This is a genomic window from Halomonas sp. SCS19 (assembly GCF_040147015.1).
GTDB lineage: Bacteria > Pseudomonadota > Gammaproteobacteria > Pseudomonadales > Halomonadaceae > Halomonas > Halomonas litopenaei.
The window spans coordinates 704,208-724,668 of record NZ_JAMSHN010000001.1 but is presented as its reverse complement, the minus strand read 5'-3'; the positions used below and the strand labels follow the sequence as shown (position 1 = coordinate 724,668).

15 protein-coding genes are annotated in these 20,461 nt (G+C 65.4%); 9 read left to right on the top strand and 6 right to left on the bottom strand.

Annotated elements, in window-relative coordinates; all coding sequences use genetic code 11:
• The first annotated feature begins 238 nt into the window (after positions 1–238).
• From NFH97_RS02925 to NFH97_RS02915, 3 genes are all read left to right on the top strand, one after another.
• The gene (locus NFH97_RS02925) at positions 239–961 is read left to right on the top strand and encodes a GntR family transcriptional regulator (protein WP_348827733.1); all 723 of its coding nucleotides are present in this window, start codon (positions 239–241) and stop codon (positions 959–961) included.
• A 71-nt stretch (positions 962–1,032) separates the two neighbouring features.
• Positions 1,033–1,479: a VOC family protein gene (locus tag NFH97_RS02920; protein ID WP_349624409.1), complete on the top strand. Its 447-nt coding sequence runs from the start codon at positions 1,033–1,035 to the stop codon at positions 1,477–1,479.
• A 139-nt stretch (positions 1,480–1,618) separates the two neighbouring features.
• Entirely contained in the window at positions 1,619–2,281 is a 663-nt protein-coding gene (locus NFH97_RS02915; protein WP_349624408.1) for an MOSC domain-containing protein, read from the top strand.
• Positions 2,282–2,433: 152 nt separating this feature from the next.
• Here the strand turns inward: NFH97_RS02915 and NFH97_RS02910 are convergent, their stop codons facing one another.
• On the bottom strand, positions 2,434–4,203 hold the full coding sequence (locus NFH97_RS02910; RefSeq protein WP_045991895.1) for a peptidoglycan DD-metalloendopeptidase family protein: 1,770 nt from the start codon (positions 4,201–4,203) through the stop codon (positions 2,434–2,436).
• 440 nt (positions 4,204–4,643) lie between these two features.
• On the opposite strand from NFH97_RS02910, the gene NFH97_RS02905 reads away from it, so the two are divergent.
• Together NFH97_RS02905 and NFH97_RS02900 are read left to right on the top strand one after the other, a co-directional pair.
• Positions 4,644–5,534, top strand: coding sequence for a LysR family transcriptional regulator (locus NFH97_RS02905; RefSeq protein ID WP_045991896.1), 891 nt, complete (start codon positions 4,644–4,646; stop codon positions 5,532–5,534).
• A gap of 124 nt (positions 5,535–5,658) precedes the next feature.
• Complete coding sequence (locus tag NFH97_RS02900) at positions 5,659–6,660, top strand: glutathione S-transferase family protein (protein WP_349624407.1); 1,002 nt, start codon at positions 5,659–5,661, stop codon at positions 6,658–6,660.
• An 82-nt stretch (positions 6,661–6,742) separates the two neighbouring features.
• On the opposite strand, the gene NFH97_RS02895 is transcribed toward NFH97_RS02900, so the two are convergent.
• Positions 6,743–7,195 carry a YaiI/YqxD family protein gene (locus NFH97_RS02895; protein ID WP_045991898.1) on the bottom strand — a complete coding sequence of 151 codons (453 nt, stop codon included), beginning with the start codon at positions 7,193–7,195 and terminating at the stop codon, positions 6,743–6,745.
• Between the two features lie 433 nt (positions 7,196–7,628).
• Between NFH97_RS02895 and NFH97_RS02890 the strand changes: the two genes are divergently transcribed.
• From NFH97_RS02890 to NFH97_RS02875, 4 genes are all read left to right on the top strand, one after another.
• Positions 7,629–9,365 (top strand): DEAD/DEAH box helicase, encoded by a 1,737-nt coding sequence (locus tag NFH97_RS02890; protein WP_045991899.1) that lies wholly within the window; start codon positions 7,629–7,631, stop codon positions 9,363–9,365.
• A 393-nt stretch (positions 9,366–9,758) separates the two neighbouring features.
• A complete protein-coding gene (locus NFH97_RS02885) occupies positions 9,759–10,295 on the top strand; it encodes a fimbrial protein (protein ID WP_052704279.1) in 537 nt (178 codons plus the stop codon).
• Between the two features lie 118 nt (positions 10,296–10,413).
• Positions 10,414–11,109, top strand: coding sequence for a fimbrial biogenesis chaperone (locus tag NFH97_RS02880; protein ID WP_052704280.1), 696 nt, complete (start codon positions 10,414–10,416; stop codon positions 11,107–11,109).
• A gap of 62 nt (positions 11,110–11,171) precedes the next feature.
• A complete protein-coding gene (locus tag NFH97_RS02875) occupies positions 11,172–13,670 on the top strand; it encodes a fimbria/pilus outer membrane usher protein (protein ID WP_349624406.1) in 2,499 nt (832 codons plus the stop codon).
• On the opposite strand, the gene NFH97_RS02870 is transcribed toward NFH97_RS02875, so the two are convergent.
• The 4 genes from NFH97_RS02870 to NFH97_RS02855 all read right to left on the bottom strand — a co-directional run bounded on the left by NFH97_RS02870 (position 13,667) and on the right by NFH97_RS02855 (position 20,440).
• Complete coding sequence (locus NFH97_RS02870; protein WP_349624405.1) at positions 13,667–14,434, bottom strand: glutamine amidotransferase; 768 nt, start codon at positions 14,432–14,434, stop codon at positions 13,667–13,669. The two genes, NFH97_RS02875 and NFH97_RS02870, sit on opposite strands and share 4 nt — an antisense overlap.
• Positions 14,435–14,481: 47 nt before the next feature.
• Positions 14,482–15,648, bottom strand: coding sequence for an acetylornithine deacetylase (argE, locus tag NFH97_RS02865; RefSeq protein ID WP_349624404.1), 1,167 nt, complete (start codon positions 15,646–15,648; stop codon positions 14,482–14,484).
• Positions 15,649–15,803: 155 nt separating this feature from the next.
• Complete coding sequence (locus tag NFH97_RS02860; RefSeq protein WP_349624403.1) at positions 15,804–19,118, bottom strand: AAA family ATPase; 3,315 nt, start codon at positions 19,116–19,118, stop codon at positions 15,804–15,806.
• On the bottom strand, positions 19,115–20,440 hold the full coding sequence (locus NFH97_RS02855) for an exonuclease SbcCD subunit D C-terminal domain-containing protein (protein WP_349624402.1): 1,326 nt from the start codon (positions 20,438–20,440) through the stop codon (positions 19,115–19,117). The genes NFH97_RS02860 and NFH97_RS02855 overlap by 4 nt, the downstream gene beginning before the upstream one ends.
• Between the last annotated feature and the right edge of the window lie 21 nt (positions 20,441–20,461).

The following is a 20,461-nucleotide window of genomic DNA, read 5'->3' as shown; positions in this document are numbered from 1 at the left end:
CGGTCGACGGGCGGCCGGCAAAAGAAGCAAAAGGGGAGTGATAGAAAAGTTATAGTGGGTTGGCGTGAGGAGTGAAGTGGAGAAAGGAATGGCGAGGGGAATGGCGAGGGGAATAGAGAGCGGAATGGCAGAAAGGAATGGAGAGCGGAATGGAGAAGGGAATAAAGAGCGGAATGGAGAAGGGAATAAAGAGCGGAATGGCTGAGAGGAATGGACAGAGGAGTGACAAGGAAGCGCAATGACCGACGTTCATACTGACAATAGCGATGACGCCATGGTCGCGCCGATCGGCACGGAACCATCGCCTCCGCCCTACCTGCCGGATACCGCCTCGACCCGAATTCACCAGGACCTGAGGCGTCGTCTGTGCGAAGGGGCCTTCAGTCCGGGCGAGGTGCTTTCGATCCGCGGCATCGCCGCCTGCTATGACACCAGCGCCATGCCTGCTCGGGAGGCGCTGCGCTGGCTGGTGAGCGAGGGGGCTCTGCAGTTTGTCGACAGCCGCAAGATCATCGTGCCGCACTTGAGCCGGGAGCGCTTCACCGAGGTGCTGTTCGCCCGCAGGCGGCTGGAAACCGAGCTGGCCCGGCAAGCCTTTACGGCGATCGAGCACCAGCACATCGACGCCCTGGAGGCGTTGGACGATGGCATCAATCGAGCCATCGAAGCTGCTGATCTCAAGAGCTACATGCGTGGCAACCACGCCTTTCACTTTCTGATCTACCGGCTGAGCGGCTCGACGGTATTGCTGCCGCTGGTCGAGCAGCTATGGCAGCAATACGGTCCCAGCATGGGCTTTATCTGCACGCGTTGGGGCGGCTCCGCCATCGCCGACGATCACCATCGTGAGATTACCCAGGCGTTGCGCCGGGGGGACAGGGACGCCTTCTGTCGCGCGGTGACCGCCGACATCGAGCAGGGGATGCGGCTGCTGGACGACTACTACGCCTCGTCGATGTGATTTCTGGGCTATCTTGATGACGTCCGGCGCCAGTCCTTCGGACCGCCAACCCGAGCATCGAAAGAACGTCGTTGAGTCATCAGGAAAAGCTCATGCAAATCTACCCTTACCTGTTTTTCGACGGCCAGTGTGAAGAGGCCCTGGCGTTCTATGCCGAGCTGATGAACGGCCGAGTGAGCGAGCTTCATCGCTACAGGGACATGCCCGCCGATGCACCTGATGCTGGATGCGGGGAAGCGGGTACACCGTCGCCAGAGCACATCATGCATATGCAGATCGAGGTGGCGGGTCATGTGCTGATGGGGGCGGACGCCTCTGGGGAGGCGCCTCAGGCCTTTTCTCTGGCGCTTTCAGTGGACTCACGCGAAGAAGCCGAACGGCTTTGTTCCGGGCTTGCTGAAGGTGGAGAGATCATGTTGCCCCTGTCGGAAACCTTCTGGGCCGAGCGCTTTGCCCTGGTGAAGGATCGCTTCGGCGTCGCCTGGATGGTCATGTATGAAGGCGCACGTGGCGGCTGAATAACGGTGCGTCTTGATGCAGGGCGTCCAGCGGAGCCGGAGGATTCCCAGGCGGTATTCGCAAGTGGGGGCAAGGAGCACGACAAGCGCTCAAGCATGGGCGGCGAATAGCGACAAGAGAAGGAGGATGGGGGCAAGGATGGAATTTTCAAATGTCAGGGGGCCCTTTATCAGCGAGCCCCAGATGCTGCCGGGCTTCGGTGAGAAGAGTGGTATCTACAAGGTCGCTGCCGCTGAGCCTCAATGGCTGTCCCGACTGGGGCTTTCCAATGACAGCCAGGCCAATCAGGTCGACCACGGCGGGGTGGACCGCGCCCTGTGTCACTACTGCGCCGATCACTATCCCCGCTGGAACGAGCGCTATCCCGACGCCGGTGTGGTGCTGGAGGCCGGCGTGCTGGGTGAGAATATTGCGAGCCAAGGAGCCGATGAGCGTGAGGTGCGTATCGGTGACGTCTATCGCATCGGCGAAGCGCTGGTGCAGGTGACCCAGCCCAGGCAACCCTGCGCCAAGGTCGATGCCCGTACCGGCCAGCCGGGGCTGGCGCGGGCCTTTATGCAGGAGGCCCGGATGGGCTGGCTCTACCGCGTGCTGGAGGAAGGATGGATGGCGCCGGGGCCTGTCATCGAGGTGGTCGAGCGCGGTGATGAAAGGTGGAGCGTGGAGGCCTGCTGGCGGGTGCTGGAAGACCGCAGGGCGCCCCTGGATACCATGGCCGAATTGCACGGCGTCGAAGCCCTGGCGCAACACTGGAAGGACCAGCTGGTCCGGCGCATGGACTATTGGCGCGGGCGCGCCTGACGCCGAACCGATCGAGCCTGTCTTCTCTGCACCTGTCTCTCGTGTGCCGCTGTCCCCTCTGCCCCAGTCTCCTGGGCTGAAACGACAAGGCCCTGCTGTGTCGCAGCAGGGCCTTGTTGCAGGGCCTTGTCGTGATCAACCGCAGCGGAGCATCAGATGTCGCTGTCGGCGGCCAGGTCGTTGGCCAGCGCCACTTCGGAGCCGGGCTTGGCGGTCTGAAGCGCGGCCAGGGTGGGGCCGGTTTCCTGCTGGAAGGAGGCCAGCGCCTGACCGGACAGGCTCTGGTTTTCCGGAAGGGCCACGCGCATCGCATTGACCTGATTGTTGTTGACCATGACCTCGTAGTGCAGGTGAGGTCCGGTGCTGCGACCGGTGTTACCCGACAGGGCGATCCGTTCGCCCATGGTCACGCGCTGTCCGGTGCTGACCAGCGGGCGCGACAGGTGCAGGTAGCGTGTCTTGTAGCCATTGTCGTGACGAATCACGATATAGCGACCCGCCGCCGGGTGGTTGCCGACCTTTTCCACGCGACCATTGGCCGGGGTCTCGATGCCGGTGCCGATCGGCATGGCGAAGTCTGTGCCCTTGTGCGGGCTGACGCGGCCGGTGATCGGATGGCGGCGGTTGAGGTTGAAGTTGGAGCTGATGCGGTAGCTGCCGGAGAACGGGTAGCGGTTGAAGGCCGGGTCGAGGCTCTGGCCTTCGGGGGTGTAGAAGTTATTGTCCTCGGGATTGCGCACCAGCGTCAGGTCCATGCGCTCGCCGTCGTAGGACACCGCCAGCACGCGGGGGTCCAGGCGCTGGCCGTCGATGATGTCGGACTCGACCAGTACCCGGAAGCTGTCTCCGCGACGGGTGTCGCGGCGAAAGTCGAGCTTCTTCTCGAGCACCCGTGCCATCTCCGAGACTTCGGCACGGCTCAGGCCTGCGGCCTCGGCGGAGCGAGCGAAGCTGCCGCTCACGGTGCCGGCGTAAAGGCGTTGTGAGGCTTCGCCGGCACGCTCGATGGTCGCCACGTCAAAGCCTGAATCCTGGCGTTCGATCAGGTAGCCGTCGCGCACGTTCTTCATGATGCGCAGCGCCAGCAGTCGACCGTCCTCGCCAAGCTGATACTCGAAGGTGTTACCGACGCGCCAGCGGGTCAGCACGTTCTGGTCGGGCAGGTCCTCGAGCAGCGCCATGACCTCGCTGTAGCCCAGCCCCAGGGTCTTTTCGGCCATTTCGGCGAAGGTGTCGCCCTGCTGGACGCGATAGGTCTGCCAGGTCGGGACGAACGGCTCGTTGGCCGCAATCTCTTCCTCGAGCACGATCGGGCCTTCATCGAACAGTTCGAGCTCGTCTTCGCTGACATCCTCATAGGAAGTGGCGTCGCTGGCGACGTCCAGTGACTGCTGCTCCAGCAGCCCACTGGCCACGGTGCCGAGCACCACGGCGATATGCAGGGAGCCTTCGTCGAGCTTGAAGGCGGGCGGCTGCGGATTGCCGTCCAACGCAACTGGCGCCGCGGTAGATGAATCAGCGGCGCCAGGAAGCGTGCGAGAGGATTGTAAGGTAAGAGGAGGTAGTCCCGACGATGAACGCATGGCGTTCTCGAACTTGACGTCGGCGTGGGCCTCGTCGACGAAGTCGATGTCGACGATTTCGCTGGCCTTGAGCTGAGAAATCGGGATGTGCTGGCTGGTGGCATCCAGCGCCAGGTCGATGGCTTCGGCGACCTGGGTTCGCTCGAAGTTCAGCGATGGCAGTTCCGGCGAGGCAGACTCTCCTAGCGGAACCAGAACTGACTCCAGCGATTCATTGCCTCGCTGAACGTCTTCGTAGGTGGTGACAATCTTGTGGGCGCCCAGCACGGTGACCATGGTGGCAACGGGTAACAGCAGCAGCTTGTGCGTGCGGGGCAGCGAATGGAGGATTCGCATCATGGTAAAAGGGCCATAGAAAAATTGATGAAGGTAAATATATAGGCTATTGCACCATACCCCATGAAGTATGGTATGCCTAGACTGTATGGCCATACAGCGGATGGCGCATCGCCCGGTGATTTATGTGACCGGGGGCGCCAGGAATGGATGAAGCTGTGACAAAACCTTGTTCGAACGCTGTTTATTAACTGTTGTTCATTGGACCCTTAGCGTTGAACAAATGCAACCCCCCGGTAAGTCGTAGTGCTTTCTACTCCCCCTGAAGGACGATAAGTCTCATTTTGTTGATATAAGTCCAATGACTGGCCAGGCGCCGTACAAGGCCTCGCGCGGGAGGGGCGTATCGTGACTTTCATCGATGCGACTTTCATCGATGGCAAGTCGTGCCATTGGCGGCGTCGGCTGGCATGCTCAATGGATACCGTCAAAAGGATTCAAGCATGTCGCGTGTCACGCTCGCACAGTGGCAGATGCTGGCCGCCGTGGTCGATCACGGTGGCTTTGCCAGGGCCGCCGAAGCCGTTCACAAGAGCCCTTCGACCCTCAACCATGCAGTGCACAAGCTGGAGGAGCAGTTGGGGGTCAAGGTGCTGGAACCGGTGGGGCGCCAGGTTCGGCTTACCGAGGAAGGGGCCTTGCTGCTGCGCCGTGCCCGCCAGCTGCTGGAGAGCTCCGACGCGCTCGTGGATATCGCCGCTCGACTGCGAGAAGGCCTGGAGGCCGAGGTGGTGCTGAGCATCGACCAGATCTTTCCCTCGAACGTACTGGCCAAGGCGATGGAAGCTTTCTCCAGCGCTCTTCCGCAAGTCAGGCTGCAATTGCACGAGTCGGTACTCAATGGTGGTGTGGAAATGCTCGAGGATGGCCGAGCCGACCTGGTGGTGTCAGGGGTGACCACGTCGGGCTATCTGGGCGAACCCCTGGTCAGCGTGCCATTTATCGCGGTCGCTCACCCGGACCACCCTCTGCATGCCATGAGCAGGCCGCTGGACCTCAGGGATCTGGAGCACCATCGCCAGGTCGTGGTGAGGGACTCGTCGCAAAGGGCGTCGCGCGATTCGGGCTGGCTCAAGGCCGAGCAGCGCTGGACCGTCAGCCATATCGCCACCTCGGTAGAGATGCTCGAGCACGGGCTGGGGTTTGCCTGGCTGCCCAAGACCCGCATTCGCGACCAACTGGCCAGTGGCCGGCTCAAGCCATTACCGCTGCAGGCCGGCGGTACGCGTGAGGTGCCCATCCAGCTGTATCATCGCGACGCCGACCGGGCGGGACCCGCCACCAGGGCCATGGCGGAGCATCTGCGTCAGGCTGTCCGGGACTGCAGTTGCTGAGGTCTGGGCACATCGGAGGCAATGGGTTCGAAAGAATCGAAAGGTTGGCGGAAAAATGTGCGCTTGTAGTCGATTCTTTTCACCGTATGCTGGGCTCTCCAAGGCGCTTCACGGGAGAGACCGTATGGGACTGTTAATCGATGGGGTCTGGCACGACCAGTGGTACGACACCGAGAGTACCGGCGGCGAGTTCGTGCGAGAGTCCGCCCAGTTGCGAGACTGGGTCAGCGCCGATGGCGCGCCGGGCCCCGATGGCCAGCCAGGCATCAAGGCCGAGGCGGGACGTTTTCACCTGTACGTGTGTCTGGCCTGCCCCTGGGCCCATCGCACCTTGATCATGCGCCGACTCAAGGGGCTTGACGCGCTGATCGACGTCTCCCACACCAGTCCGCTGATGGGCGACAAGGGCTGGAGCTACAACGAGGCCGAAGGCTCCAGTGGTGACTCGATCAACGGCGTGAGCTTTCATCATGAGCTCTACACCCTGACCGACCCTCACTACACCGGTCGGGTGACCGTCCCGGCGCTGTGGGACAAGCAGCGCAAGCGCATCGTCAACAACGAGTCGGCCGAACTGGTCAGAATGTTCAACTCGGCCTTCGACGAGCTGACCGGCAATCGTCTCGACTTCTATCCCGAGTTCCTGCGCCAGACCATCGACGAGATCAACGCCGACGTCTACGACAACATCAACAATGGTGTCTACAAGGCGGGCTTTGCCTCCGATCAGGCGGTTTACGAACGTCACGTCTCGGCGCTGTTCGCCTGTCTCGACAGGCTCGAGGCGAGGCTTGCCAATCATCGCTATCTGGCCGGAGCCTGGCTGACCGAGGCCGATATTCGTCTGTTCACCACCCTGGTGCGTTTCGATGCTGTCTACCATGGCCACTTCAAGTGCAACCTCTATCGCATCGAGGACTATCCCAATCTGTCGCACTACCTGCGCGAGCTCTACCAGTGGCCGGGTGTCGCCGAGACCGTGAACCTGGATCATATCCAGCGCCACTACTATATGAGCCACGACACCATCAATCCCAACGCCATCGTGCCGTTGGGACCTGTGCTGAGACTGGATCGGGACCACGACAGAGAGCGTCTGGCCTCAGAAGGCGTCTACCAGGGCTGAGTCAGACGCTGGCGGAGAGGATCCGCTGGTGAGCCGTGGGTGGGGGAGGGGACCGGCTCGCGAGCCGGTCCGGGCGGCTCGATCAGCGTGCGTGCCTGGCCAGCCAGCGATCGAGGGCGTTGGCAAACTCCCGTCGATCACTGTCCGAGTAGCCCTTGGGGCCACCGGTGTGCTCGCCGCTGGCACGCAGCGTCTCCATGAAGTCGCGCATCTGTACGCGTGCCTTGATGTTGTTGCGATCCAGGGTCTCGCCTCTGTTGGTCATTACCATGGCCCCCTTGTCCAGCGCCTCCAGTGCCAGCGGTAGATCGGCGGTGACCAGCAGGTCACCGGGTGCGATGCGGCTGACGATCTCGTTGTCGGCGGCGTCGAAGCCGTGGCTCACCGCCATGGCCTTGACCCACTTCGAACTGGGCAACGGGATCTGGTGGTTGGCGACGAACCAGGTCTGGGTGGTGGTGCGTTCGGCGGCGCGGACGATGATGTCGCGAGCGACTCTGGGGCAGGCGTCGGCGTCGACCCATAGTTGGGGCATTGGTGTCTCCGGGGCAGAAAAAGGGGGCTCGATCATAAAAGGGCTGGTCAGAGCCATGAGTCGATGGTAGCATGCGCCCTCCTCGCATGTGTTGACCCCACCATCATGACGCAGCGACCTCCGACGCCCAAGCGGCCTCGAGAGTTCAAACAGATGCTGCAACGCGCAAGACGCGTTCGAATTGTGAAGATGGAGCACCCGACGTCGATCCCGACGCCCGCGGTGCAAACGGTCGCCACGATGGCTCCACGCAGTTGCGTGAGCCGATGCCAGGTGCGACCGGCGTCCCCGACTCCGAATGTTGACAACAGACTTGTTGACCTTGCTCTACCACGAGTAGAGCGACGTATTTCTGTTCGCCCCGAATACGGGCGCGTCAGGGACGCCAACCACGTTATTTTGCCGGTAACCCCGGCCTACCAAGGTGTGATTCATGACCTCGACGACTGTCGCTTCACCGTCTTTTGGTGATCTGGCCCTGCTGCCTGCCGTTCTCTCCGCCATCGAGACCCTGGGCTACGAGACTCCCTCGCCCATTCAGGCGCAGACCATTCCAGCCCTGCTGGAAGGCCGCGACATGCTGGGCCAGGCCCAGACCGGCACCGGCAAGACCGCTGCCTTCGCGCTCCCCATCTTGTCTCGTATTGAACTCGATCGGCGTGAGCCCCAGGTGCTGGTGCTGGCGCCGACCCGCGAGCTGGCTCAGCAGGTAGCCGTCTCCTTCAGCAAGTACGGCCAGAACCTCAAGGGTCTGGAAGTCGCCACCCTGTGCGGCGGCCAGGAATACCGTGAGCAGCTCAGCGCGCTGCGTCGTGGCGCCCAGGTAGTGGTCGGTACCCCCGGCCGCGTCATCGATCACCTGGATCGTGGCAGCCTCAAGCTTTCCGGCCTCAACGCTCTGGTGCTGGACGAAGCCGACGAGATGCTGCGCATGGGCTTCATCGACGACGTCAAGCGTGTTGTCGCCGATACCCCCGAGAACGCCCAGCGTGTGTTCTTCTCGGCGACCCTGCCCACCGAGATCGAGCGCATCGTCAATCGCTACCTGGTGGATCCGGTCAAGGTCGCCATCGAGGCGCGTACCACCACCGCCGAGAGCATCGAACAGCGCCTGGTGCGCGTCGATGGTGGCGCCAAGCTGGAAGCGCTGTCGCGCATCCTTGAAGTCGAGCCGGTGGACGCCGCCATCGTGTTCGTGCGCACCCGTGCCGCCTGTACCACTCTGATGGAGCAGCTGTCTGCGCGTGGCGTCAATGTCGCCAGCCTGTCCGGTGATCTGGACCAGAGCCTGCGCGAGCGCACTATCACTCGCCTCAAGCGCGCCAAGGTCGATGTGCTGATCGCCACCGACGTGGCCGCTCGTGGTCTCGACGTGCCGCGCATCACCCACGTCATCAACTATGACCTGCCCCAGGATGCCGAGGCTTACACCCACCGCATCGGCCGTACCGGCCGTGCCGGCCGCAACGGTGTGGCGATCACCTTCGCCGGCTTCCGTGAAGGCCGCAAGGTAGGTTGGCTCGAGCAGGCCACCGGCCAGAAGATGGCGGTCATGGAGCTGCCCGACGAGGCCGCCATTCGTGCCCACCGCGACAACGTCTTCCATCAGCGCGTGATCGCCTCCGTCACCAAGGGTGCCGAAGAGCAGCGTGCTCTGGTCGAGCGTCTGGTCGAGGAAGGCTACGATCCCATCGAGCTGGCCTGTGCCTTCTCCGCCATGGCGCGCGCCGACGAGGCACCCATCGGTCGCCTGCAGGCGCCGCGCAAGGAGCGCAATGACCGCGCCCCGCGTGACGGCAAGCCGCAGCGTCGCCGCGAGAGCCGTGGACCCAGCGAAGGCATGACCCGCTACCGCGTCTCCGTCGGCCACAAGGATGGCGTCAAGCCTGGCCAACTGGTCGGAGCCCTGGCCAACGAAGGTGGTATCGAAGGCGCCCGTATCGGCCGCATCGACATCCGTAACGGCTTCTCCACCGTGGAGCTGCCCAATGGTCTGCCGGCCAGCATCCTGGCCAAGATGGCACGTGCCCGTGTGGCCGGTCGTCCGCTGGAAATCAGCGAAGACCGTGGCGGTGATCGCGCTGAGCGTGGTGGCGAGCGCAGCGGCGAGCGTGCTCCCCGTCGTCGTCGCGATGACGAGGCGCCTGTGCGTCGCCAGTCGCGCGCCTGATCGAGGTGCCAGGGGCCTGAGCCGACAGCTGGTACAAGGCCCCTGTTGATCCGATGACGCTTCGGATCACGACAAGGCAAGTTTCGTGAACGGGCCGGTGGATATCCACCGGCCCGTTTGCGTGTGCATGTTTCGCTGGCTTCCTGGGCGTTGGCTCCCTGGGCGTTGGCTCCCTGGGCGTTGGCTCCCTGGCATCGGGCCCGATGTTCATCTCATTCCCTTGCATGTCGACTTTCTCCCCGCCTGACCTACGTCAACCTCTGACCCGATGCTGCCGCTCCTGATGGCCGAAGCACGACATAATGTTGCAAAGTGTAACATCCGGGTGCGGTGACAGGGTCTCTCTTGTCCCGGCCGGGCTGAAGGCATGATTGCAATGGAGAGCGACGGGACATGGAACGGAAAACAGGCAAGGGATGGCTGCTTGGCGTCATGCTTTTTACCCTGGCAGGCAATGGATACGCCGCCACCGGCACCATCACGATATCCGGGAAGGTGCTTGCCACGACCTGTACGGTAAAGGTCAACAATGCGGGAACCGGGGATGGCACTGTGGTGCTTCCCACGGTCAGTGTCAGCGATTTGAAGAGCGGTGAGACGGCGGGTGACACCTCCTTCACCATCGACATGAACTGCTCCGCTGCCGTGGACAATGTGAAGCCGTACTTCGAGCCTACCAATGTCGATGCCGCCACCGGCTATCTGGTGAATACCGCAGGTACCGGCGGCGCCAAGAACGTCGAGATACAACTGCTCGACCATACCAACAAGGTGATCAATCTGATCGCCAATGATGCCACCGCGATGGATCTGGCCGACGACACCACGGCGACTCAACTTCGCTACACCGCGCGCTATTACGCCAGTGGCGCGGACGCCGTCGCGGGGACCGTCAGCACCTCAGCGGTGTATACCCTGAACTACCAATAGATCTCGCAGTCCGCCCGCACTGGCAGAAGTGCGCGGAGGTAGGGCGTCTGGCAAGGCTTCATAAAGGCTACAGAAAGGCATAGGGATCATGCGTGTACGGGAGTCGTGGGGAAGGGGAGTGGCGCTGTTGGCGCTGGTGGCGCTTTGCAGCCTTGTCAGTCGTGTCGATGCCAGTGTGGTGGTTTCGGGCACCCGGGTGATCTACCCCGCCGATGCCAGGGATGTGAGCGTCGCGCTGACCAATGCGGGCGATACGCCCTCGCTGGTGCAGGTGTGGATCGATCGTGGCGACCCGGACTCCACGCCGGAGAGTGTCGAGGTGCCGTTTCTGACGACACCGCCGGTGACACGCATCAATGCCCATGGAGGACAGGCGATTCGGATCGCCTATCTGGGCGAGGTGGCGCCTGTCGATCGCGAGTCTGTCTACTGGTTGAACGTGCTGGAGGTGCCCGCCACCCAGGCGGCGCCGGACCGAAACGTGCTGCAGCTGGCATACCGCACCCGCATCAAGCTGTTCTATCGACCCGTCGGGCTTGCCGCTTCCCCCGAGCAGGCCGCCGAGCAGCTTCACTGGGAGCTTGAGCGGGGGCCAGGCCGTTGGACGCTGGTGGCCCGTAATGAGAGCCCCTACAGTGTGTCGCTTCGTCGGGTCGGGCTAGGCAACGAAGAGCACCAGGTCACGGCTCGTGGCAGCCTGATCCCGGCCCAGAGCTCCCGCCGTTTCGGCATCGAACCGCTGGCAACCTCCCAGGGTTTCTTCGATTGGATCAATGACTACGGGGTGACGCAGCGGCGCCGATTCGAGCTGTGAAACGTCTGTCTGGCACAGCAGCCGGCAAGGTTCGAGGCTTGCGGCGGCACGGAGGCCTGTCTGTGCTCATTGCGCTGGGGCTGTCCCTCGTCACCGACGCCGGTCTGTCCGCCCGGGCCGACGACGGTAGCAGGGTGACCGGCGGTGCGTCCGAGCGCCGGGTCGAGTACGCCTTCAACGCCAAGCTGCTGAAAGGATCACTCCAGGGCATGGACCTGACCCGCTTCGAGCAGGGTATGACGGTCCCCCCTGGTCGCTATGAACTCGACGTTCTGGTCAATGGCCAGGCGTTCGGTCGCGAGACGGTGACGATCGGTGAGGACCCGGAAGGGACGCGTCTGTGTCTGTCGCTTGATGCGATAAAGCGCCTGCCGCTGAAGCCCGCGGCAGGGGGAGGCGACTCAGGCCGCGAGTGCGTCGATCTGGCCGCTCGCTATCCCTACGTCGATAGCTCGATCGACTCGGCGAACATGCGACTTGAACTGAGCGTGCCCCAGGCCTATCTGCGGCATCGCGTCAGGGGAAAGGTGCCGGCCGAGGCGTGGCAGGACGGCATCAATGGCGCCTTTGTTCGCTACAACAGCAATGCCTTCCGTGGCGAGCGCGACGGGCAGGAGTCCCGTGAGGACTATCGACTCGGGATCAACGCCGGGGTGAACCTTGGCGGTTGGCAGCTTCGTCACAATGCCAGTCTCGATGACGCCAGTGGCGAGACCGCCCACTATCATGTCACCAACACCTACCTGCGCCACGACGTGACGCCCTGGCAGGCCGACCTGGTCATCGGCGAGTATCAGACCTCCGGGATGGGATTCGAGTCGATACCCTTCACCGGCGTCCAGCTCGCCAGCGACGATGCCATGCTGCCTCCTTCCCGGCGGGGCTACGCCCCGGTAGTGCGAGGCACCGCTCGCACCAACGCCAGGGTGACGGTCCGTCAGGGGGAGGACGTCATCTACGAGACCAGCGTGACGCCCGGCCCCTTTGCCATCGACGACCTTTACGCCACCAATGTGGCTGACGACCTTGAGGTCACCATTACCGAGGCCGACGGCAGCGAGCGCGCCTTCGTGCTGCCCTATACCTCGGTGGCACAGTTGCTGCGACCCGGCGCCCACCGCTTCCACCTGACCCTGGGGGAGTATCGGGATGACGGCCTCGTCGACCTGCCCCGGTTCGTTCAGGCCGAATACCGACGCGGGGTCAGCAATCGGCTGACGCTATACTCCGGCGCCATCCTGGCCGAGGACTATATGGCGGGGCTTGCCGGTGGCGCCGTGTCGACCCTGTTGGGCGCCTTCGCGCTGGATGCCACCATGACCCGGGCGAATCACCTGGAGGCGCTGAGCGGTGAGCCGGAGAGCCCGCGTGGCGAGAGCTTTCGTGTGAGCTACAACACCCGTTTTGATCCCACCGACACCGAGCTGTCGGTGGTCAACTACCGTTTTTCCAGTCAGCACTATCTGAGCCTTTCGGACGTTGCGCTGCTGCGCGATGACGGCATGACATCCTCACCACGGGACCGCGAGCGCCAACGTCTCGAGGTCAATCTGACCCAGACCCTGGCCGGCGGCACCAGGCTGTTTGCCTCTGGCATCAGCGCCGACTACTGGGATCGCGAGGACGCGACCACCTATCAGGTCGGTGTCAGTCGTGGCTTCTCCTGGGGCACCCTGAGCGCCACCGCAGGCCGTAGCGAGACCGAAGGCGACTACACCAACGAGTTCTACCTCAATCTCAGCGTTCCGCTGGGAGGCCACCTGCAACTGACCTCCAATCTGGCCCATCGGGGCGATCATCGCTCGGGCCAGTTGAACCTCAGCGGCGACAGCGGCGCGCTGAACTATGGTGTCTACGTCAACCACAGCCGTGATGACCGGTCGCACGATTCAAGCTATGGCGGCAACCTGGGGATGGACACCTCCAGGGTACGTCTTGGCCTCAACCTCAGCGCCGGAGATGACTACCGCAGCTACAGCGCCAGCGCCGATGGCACCGCCATTGCCTATGCGGGTGGCCTGGTGCTGACGCGGGATCAAGGCGAGACCATGGCGGTCATCGAGGCGCCGGGCGCCAAGGGCGCGGCGATTTCTCAACATGACCAGGTGTTGCTGGACGGGCGAGGCAAGGGGGCGATCAGCGGACTGACACCTTACCGCTACAACCGGGTGGCGCTGGATCCCTCCGGCATGACCGATGGCGTCGAGCTCAAGGGCAATGCCAGGCGGGTAGCGCCTCGCCGAGGCGCTATCGTCAGGCTGACCTACGACACCCTGGTGGGGGCGCCGACCCTGGTGCGGGTGACCACGCCGGCGCCTTTCGGCGCGCAGTTGATCGACGCCGATGGCGACGTGCTGGCGGTGCTGGGTCAGGGGCGCATGGCAGTGGTCAGGGGAATCGATGCACACCGCGGCTATCAGCTTCGCTGGGGGCCGAGCCCGCGGGAGCGCTGCCGCCTGACACTGGAGCCGCAACGCGAGGCGACGCCGCACCAGGGTGCAGCGCCGCGTATCGCCCAGCGCCAGGCGACCTGCTTGCCTGGAGATATCTCGTCTGGCTAGCTTCGCCGATCGAACAGGGTTAGGGCGAAGGCGTCCAGCAGGCTGCTGGCCTCGGGGGTCTCGACCACAGACCGCTCGAGTGCCTCGACGTCCTCGTCCTGAGCGACAAGAATATCGCGCTGGTGCGCCAGGTAGGCCGCGGTCACCTGGACGGTGAATTCCGGGTGGAACTGCACGCTGTACTGGGCTGGGCCATAGCGCAGGGCCTGGTTGGGGTCATGGTCGTTGGCCGCCAGGACCGTGGCGGTCTCGGGGCGTGACAGGGCGCTCTGGGCGTGGGTCAGCTGGGCGGCGAAAGCATCGGGCAGCGCACCGAACAGCGGGTCCCCGCGACCGGCCTCGGTCAGCGTGAGGGTACGCGTGCCGCATTCCCGCCCCCCGGGGTGGTAGCCGGCGCTGCCGCCGAAGGCTTCGGCCATCAGCTGGTGGCCATAGCACACGCCAAACAGTGGCAGGCCACAGTCGAGCGCCTCCCTCAGCCAGGGTTTGAGCGCTTCGCTCCAGGCTTCCCGGTCGGACACCATGGCGTGGGACCCGGTCACCATCACCCCGTCCTGATCAGAGATTGCCGGCAGCGGTTGGCGGCGAACGTCGATCACCTCGATGACGCCGCCACGACGACGAAAGCCGTCGAGACGTGCGCTGAACAGGTCCTCGAAGTCGCCGTGCTCGGCGACGACATCGGCGAAGCTGTCACCGGTCTTGAAGATGGCAAGGCGAGGCGGCTCAACAGGCCTCGCCGGGCTTGAAGCAGTGTGGGTCACGGTCTTGGCTCGAAAAGGGGAATCCAGGGGCGCTTGCAGGTGTAGATTCAGCCGCGCGTGAGGCGATCACCGAGGGCGACCATGAAGCGGCTGCCGGCGTCGAGCTGTTCGCGCTCGATGTATTCGTCGGGCTGGTGGGCCTGGCTGATGCTGCCGGGGCCGCAGATCACCGTGGGCAGGCCGGCGAGCTGGAACTGACCGGCCTCGGTGGCGTAGGCCACGGCGGCACCGTCGGCGCCGTCGCCGAGCAGTTCGCGGCACAGGCCCAGCGCCTCGCTGTTGTCACGATCGGCCAGGGCCGGCACGGTGGTGTTGAGCGCCTCGGTGGTGATCGAGGCCTCGGGGGCGCGCTGGCGCATGCGGGCTTCGAGTTCGCGGGCGGTGGCCTCGACCCGGGCCAGCAGCTCCTTGGCGTCATCGGTGGGCAGGTGGCGAATTTCCCATTCGAAGCTGCAGCGCCTGGCCATGATGTTGATGGCGGTGCCACCCTCGATCTTGCCCACGTGCAGGCTCGAGTGGATCACGCTGAAGGCCTCGTCGACCCGACCCTCTTCCTTGAGCTCCGCCATCACGTCCTCGATGCGGGTGACCAGGCGAGCGGCGACGTGGATCGCCGAGACCCCTTGATACACCTGGCTCGAGTGGGCTTCGCGTCCGATCACCGTGGTGCGGAAGTTGCTGGCCCCCTTGTGGGCCACCACCGGCTCCATCAGGGTCGGCTCGCCGACCACCACGGCGGCAGGGCGGGGGTGTTCGGCCATCAGCGTCTCGATCATGCGCGGGGCGCCGACGCAGCCGATTTCCTCGTCGTAGGACAGCGCCAGCCAGATCGGCACCTCAAGCTCCAGTTCGCTCCAGCGCGGTACCTCGGCCAGGGCGCAGGCGATGAAGCCTTTCATGTCACAGGTGCCGCGACCGTACAGGCGCCCGGCATTGTCGCCCTCGCCGGCGGTCAGGGTGAAGGGATCGCTGGTCCAGGGCTGGCCCACCACCGGCACCACGTCGGTATGGCCCGAGAGCACCACACCACCCTCTACCGCCGGGCCGATGCGCGCCAGCAGGTTGGCCCTGGAACCGTCGTCGCTCTCGACCCGCCAGTGATCGACGCCGTAGCGGTCGAGCCACTCTTCGACGAAGGCGATCAATTCCAGGTTGGAATCCCGAGACACGGTGGCAAAGCCCACCAGAGTCTTGAGCAGGTCGTGTGCGGTCATGAAGGCTCCGTCGACTGAGGTCACAAGGAGCGTCAATGTACCATGGCCAGGCGACGCGCCCCAGCGTATCGCCCCGGGGTACCGCCCGAGCGCGTCGCTCTCCCGGGTCGATCAAGACTAGGTCGCCCAACCGCGACGTGCGGGGCGGACGGGGTTCAGTCGGACAGCGCGACCCGACTCTCGCCATTGCCGGCGGGATGCACCTGGATCTGCACCGGAATGCGCTCATGCATCTCCTGGACGTGGGAGATGACCCCGACCCGTCGGCCCTGGGCCTGGAGGCCGTCGAGGGCGTCCATCGCCAGCGCCAGCGACTGGGGGTCGAGGCTGCCGAAGCCTTCGTCGATGAACAGCGACTCGATGGCCAGCTCCCCCGAGGCCAGCGAAGCGAGCCCGAGCGCCATGGCCAGTGACACCAGAAAGGTCTCGCCGCCGGATAGCGAGTGCACCGAGCGACGCTCGTCGGCGACGTCCTGATCGATCACCAGGAGCCCCAGCGGGCTGCCCCCTCTCACCAGACGGTAGCGCCGGCTGAGGCCCGCCAGGTGGACATTGGCCTCGTCGATCAGGCGCTCCAGGTTCCAGGCCTGGGCGATGCGCCGGAAGGTCTTGCCGTCGGCGGCGCCGATCAGCTCGGCGATGCGGCCCCAGCGATGATGCTCGGCCCTGGCCCTTTCCAGAGCCTCGAGGCCGTCACGTTGGCGCTGCCGGCGTCGATCATCGTCGCGCACGGCGTGCAGGGCGCCATCGCGGCGTTGCTGGGCGGCCTCCAGCCGCGGCCGGTTGGCCTCACGTCTGGCGTCGAGGTCGGCCTGGCGTGCATCCAGCTGGCGTTGGGTGGCCTCGTCGAGCAGTGTCTGCGGGTCCTGCTCCGGCAGATGGCGGGCGCGCCAGGCGCGCCAGCCCTGGCGACGCTCGTCGCGACTGGTGCGGGCGGTCTGGCAGGCCTCGCGGGCGCCGTCCAGCCGGGCGCGCAGGGCCTTGAGCGCATCGTCGGCTTGGTCGAGCAGCCGCTCCAGGTCGCCATCGGTGATGTCCGGGTGCTCGCTGCGCCAGCGTTCCAGTTCGGCGTCCAGGCGGGTCTTTTCGTCCTCCAGCACCGAGAGCGCCTTGCCCTCGTGCTCGATCCTCTGGGTCAGGCTCAGCACCTGACGCTGGGCCTGGTCATGGGCCTGGCGGGCCTGCTCATGGTCCTGACGTGCCTGGCGGACCTGGGCTTCGAGACGCTCGAGCCAGGCATCCGCCGAGCGGTCATCGCCGAGCGCCTCGGCCAGACGTCGTCTGTGCTCGTCGATGCTGCGGGTCAGTTCGGGACGCTGATCGTCGAGTCGCTTGAGTTCCTCGTCGAAGTTGGCAGCGCGCAAGGCAAGCGCCTGACGCTCTCGCTCGTCGTCTTCGATGGCCTCTGCCAGCGGGGCCAGCTGGCGCTCGGCGTCGTCCAGTGCCTGGAGGCGCTCGCGAGCCTGTTGCTGGCGCTGGCGGGCCTTGTCGCTGTGCTCGGTGAGCCAGGCTTGGCGGGCCTCAGCGTCGAGGGCGCGCCACTGCTCGGCGAGCGCCGGGTCGTCGAGCCCGGCCTGGGCTTCTTCGAGACCGGCCTGGGCCTCGTTCCTTCGAGGTTCAAGCGCGAGCAGGCTGGTCTCGGCCTGTTCGACGCTGGCCTTCAGCGCCTGAAAGCGCCCGAACAGGGCGTCACGCTGCTCGCGCAGCTCGCCGAGTCGGCTTTCGGACTCGGCAAGCTGATCATCCTCCAGTGCGATCTGGGCGGCGAGCTGGGTGGCCTCCTGGGTGGCGGGGGGCGAGTCGCGCCAGGGGTGCTCGTGACTGCCGCACACCGGACAGGCGGTGTCCGGTTCCAGGGTGGCGCGCATGTCGGCGACGCTGTCGCTTCGGGTGGCGCGGGCGCGCTGGATAAAGCGCGTGAGCTGCTCGTGCTCCGCCGAGGCGTGGTCCAGGCGCGCCCGCGCCTGCTTGCCTTGGTCCAGCAGTTCGTCGCGCTGTGCGCTGTCGCGGCGGCGCTCGGCGTCGAGCCGGCGCTGCTGCTCATCGAGCTGGCGCAGCAGACGCCAGCGCTGCTCCAGTTCGGACAGCGCCAGCAGGCGATGGCCGGCGTCCTCGAGGTGTTGCTGGGCCTCGGCCCTGGCCGTTGCGACCTGCTGATGCTGGCCAAGATGGCTTGACAGGGTGCGGGTGGCGGCGTCGCGCTGCTCCAGATGGCGGCGATGGCGCTCTGCCAGGGCTCGCTGCTGCCCGTCGAGATCCTCGCGCTGGCGCTTGCGCTTCTGGTGTTCGTCCTCCAGCTGTCGATGCTGTTGCTCGCGGCCCTTGAGTTCGCTGGCAATTTCACGGGCCTGGGCGATGGCGGGCCGGGCCTGCTCGAGCGCCTGCTCGCTGTCCTCCAGGGTCTGGCGGCGACGGCTGGTTTGCTGGTGCTGTTGTTCCAGGGCGGTGCGTGCCTGGGCCAGGGCTGACTTGGCTTCATCGAGCTGCTGGCGCTGGTCCGGCAACTGTCGAGAAAGGCTACGCTGGCGCAGCAACTGGGGGCGCCAGGGTGCGACGCGCTCGAGCATCTCGCACTCACGGCGCTGCTCGCTCAGTGCCTCCCATCGGGCCTCTGCCTCGACCAGGCTGGCGTCGGCTTGTTCGCAGCGCTGGCGCCACTGGGCGTCCTGGGCGAGCCACTGGGCCTCTTCGTCCAGCGCCTTCATCTGTCGCTGGCAGGTGTCCAGCTCGCATCCGGCCTCGGCGAGTTCCTGCTCCATGGCCTGGCGTGCGCTGTCGTCGCTGGGCGCGTCCTCGGCGAGCAGCGCCTGCTGGCGGGCCACCGCGTCGCGGGCCTCCTTGGCCCGGGCGTAGCTTTCGACCGAGATGCGCGAGTATTCCTGGGTATTGGTGAGCTTCTCGAGCAGGTCCGAGCGGGCGTTGTCGTCGGCCTTGAGAAAGGCCGCGAACTCGCTCTGGGCCAGCAGCACGGCGCGGGTGAACTGCTCGAACGATAGCCCCAGGCGCTCGGGGATCAGCTCGGCGAATTCGCGCTTCTGGGCGGTCAACAGGCGTTCGTCGTCCAGGTCGGTCAACGATTGCTCCACCGCCTGCAGCTTGCCGTCGGCTTTGTCCCGGGCGCGCCGCACGGCCCATCGCGCGCGGTAACGGCGAGCGTCGCGGCCGATGAAGTCGACCTCGGCGTAGCCGCTGGCGGCGCCGCGCCTCAGCAGGCTGCGGGGGTCGGCGGTGGCGATCCGCGAGCCGTCCAGGTCCTCCAGATGGGAGTCGCGCCCCGGGGCGTGGCGAAGCCTGGGCGTATTGCCGAACAGCGCCAGACACAGGGCGTCGAGCAGGGTGCTCTTGCCGGCGCCGGTGGGGCCGGTGATGGCGAACAGGCCGGCATCGGCCAGTGGCACCGCGGTAAAGTCCAGCTCGACTGGACCGGGCAGGGAGGCCAGTTGGGACAGGCGCAGGGCGAGAATCTTCATGGCTGCGTGCCCCCTTCGGTGGTGTGCTGGACTTGCGCATCCGCGCTCTGGTCTTCGGCATCCGCGTCCTGGACGCGCTGGCACAGCCAGTCGAAGTCGGCGATCACGCTGTCGTCCGGCGCCTCGCCCCAGCGCTCTTTCCAGGTGCGCGAAAACAGCTCACGGGGTCCGATGTCCTCGAGGCGCTCGCCACGTCCGGGTGCCTGTGACTCAGTGACCGGCAGCTCGCGCTTCAGTCGCAGCAGGCGTACCGCCCGGTCGCCCAGCGCCTGCTCGATGCGTGAGCGCAACTCCGGCATCGGGGCGTCCAGGCGCACGTTGATCTCGAGCCAGTCCCAGCGCTCGACCGGGCCTGCCCCGTCGCGGGCCGGCAGCGCCTCGATCGCGCCCAGGATCTCTTCCAGCGGGGCAGGGCCGAGGCGACGCATGGCCACCGCCCGCGGCACGCTGATGGGCTCGACATGGGCAAGGGCGCCATCGGCGAAGTCCGCCATCAGCACCTGATGGGGGTAGTCGACCTCGCTGAAGTCCAGCGGCAGCGGGCTGCCGCTGTAGCGTATGCGTTCGTCGCCGACCCGCTGGGCGCGGTGCAGGTGCCCCAGGGCGACGTAGTCGATGTCGTCGGGAAACAGCGAGGCCGACAGCGATTCCTCGCCGCCGATGACGATAGGGCGTTCGCTGGCCTCGGAGACGGTGGCGCCACGCAGGTGGGCGTGGCTCATGGCGATCAGCGCCTGGCCAGGCTCGCGCTTTTCCCGGGCCGCCGCGATCAGTTCGCGATGGACCCGCTCGACGCTGGCCACATAGTCGTCGCCGGCGTTCGTCTCTTCTTCTGCTGCGTCCGCCGCTTGTCTGCTCTGCCGGCCACGACCGGTGATCTCCGCCGGACGCAGGAAGGGCAGCGCCAGGCACCAGGCGCGGACCTCACCCTGGGCATCGCGCAAGGGCACCAGCAGGCGATCGCTGTCCAGCGCGCCGTCATCGACGAAGCGCACCCGGCCAAGGGCATGGGTGCGCAGGTGCTGCATCAGCGGGGCGGGCAGCTCGATGCGGCTGCCGCTGTCGTGATTGCCGGCGATCAGCGCAATGGTCAGGTCGGGACAGCGCTGGTGGACCCTGACGATAAAGTCATAGAGCAGCTCCTGGGCGCGCAGCGACGGATTGACCACATCGAAGACGTCGCCGGCGACCAGCAGCGCGTCCACCTGGCGTTCGGCTAGGATGTCGACCAGCCAGTCGAGGAAGGCGCGATGTTCCTCGTGACGTTCCTGGCCGTGAAAGCTCTGGCCCAGATGCCAGTCTGCGGTGTGGATGATCCTCATCCGTCCTCCCTGATGGAGCGC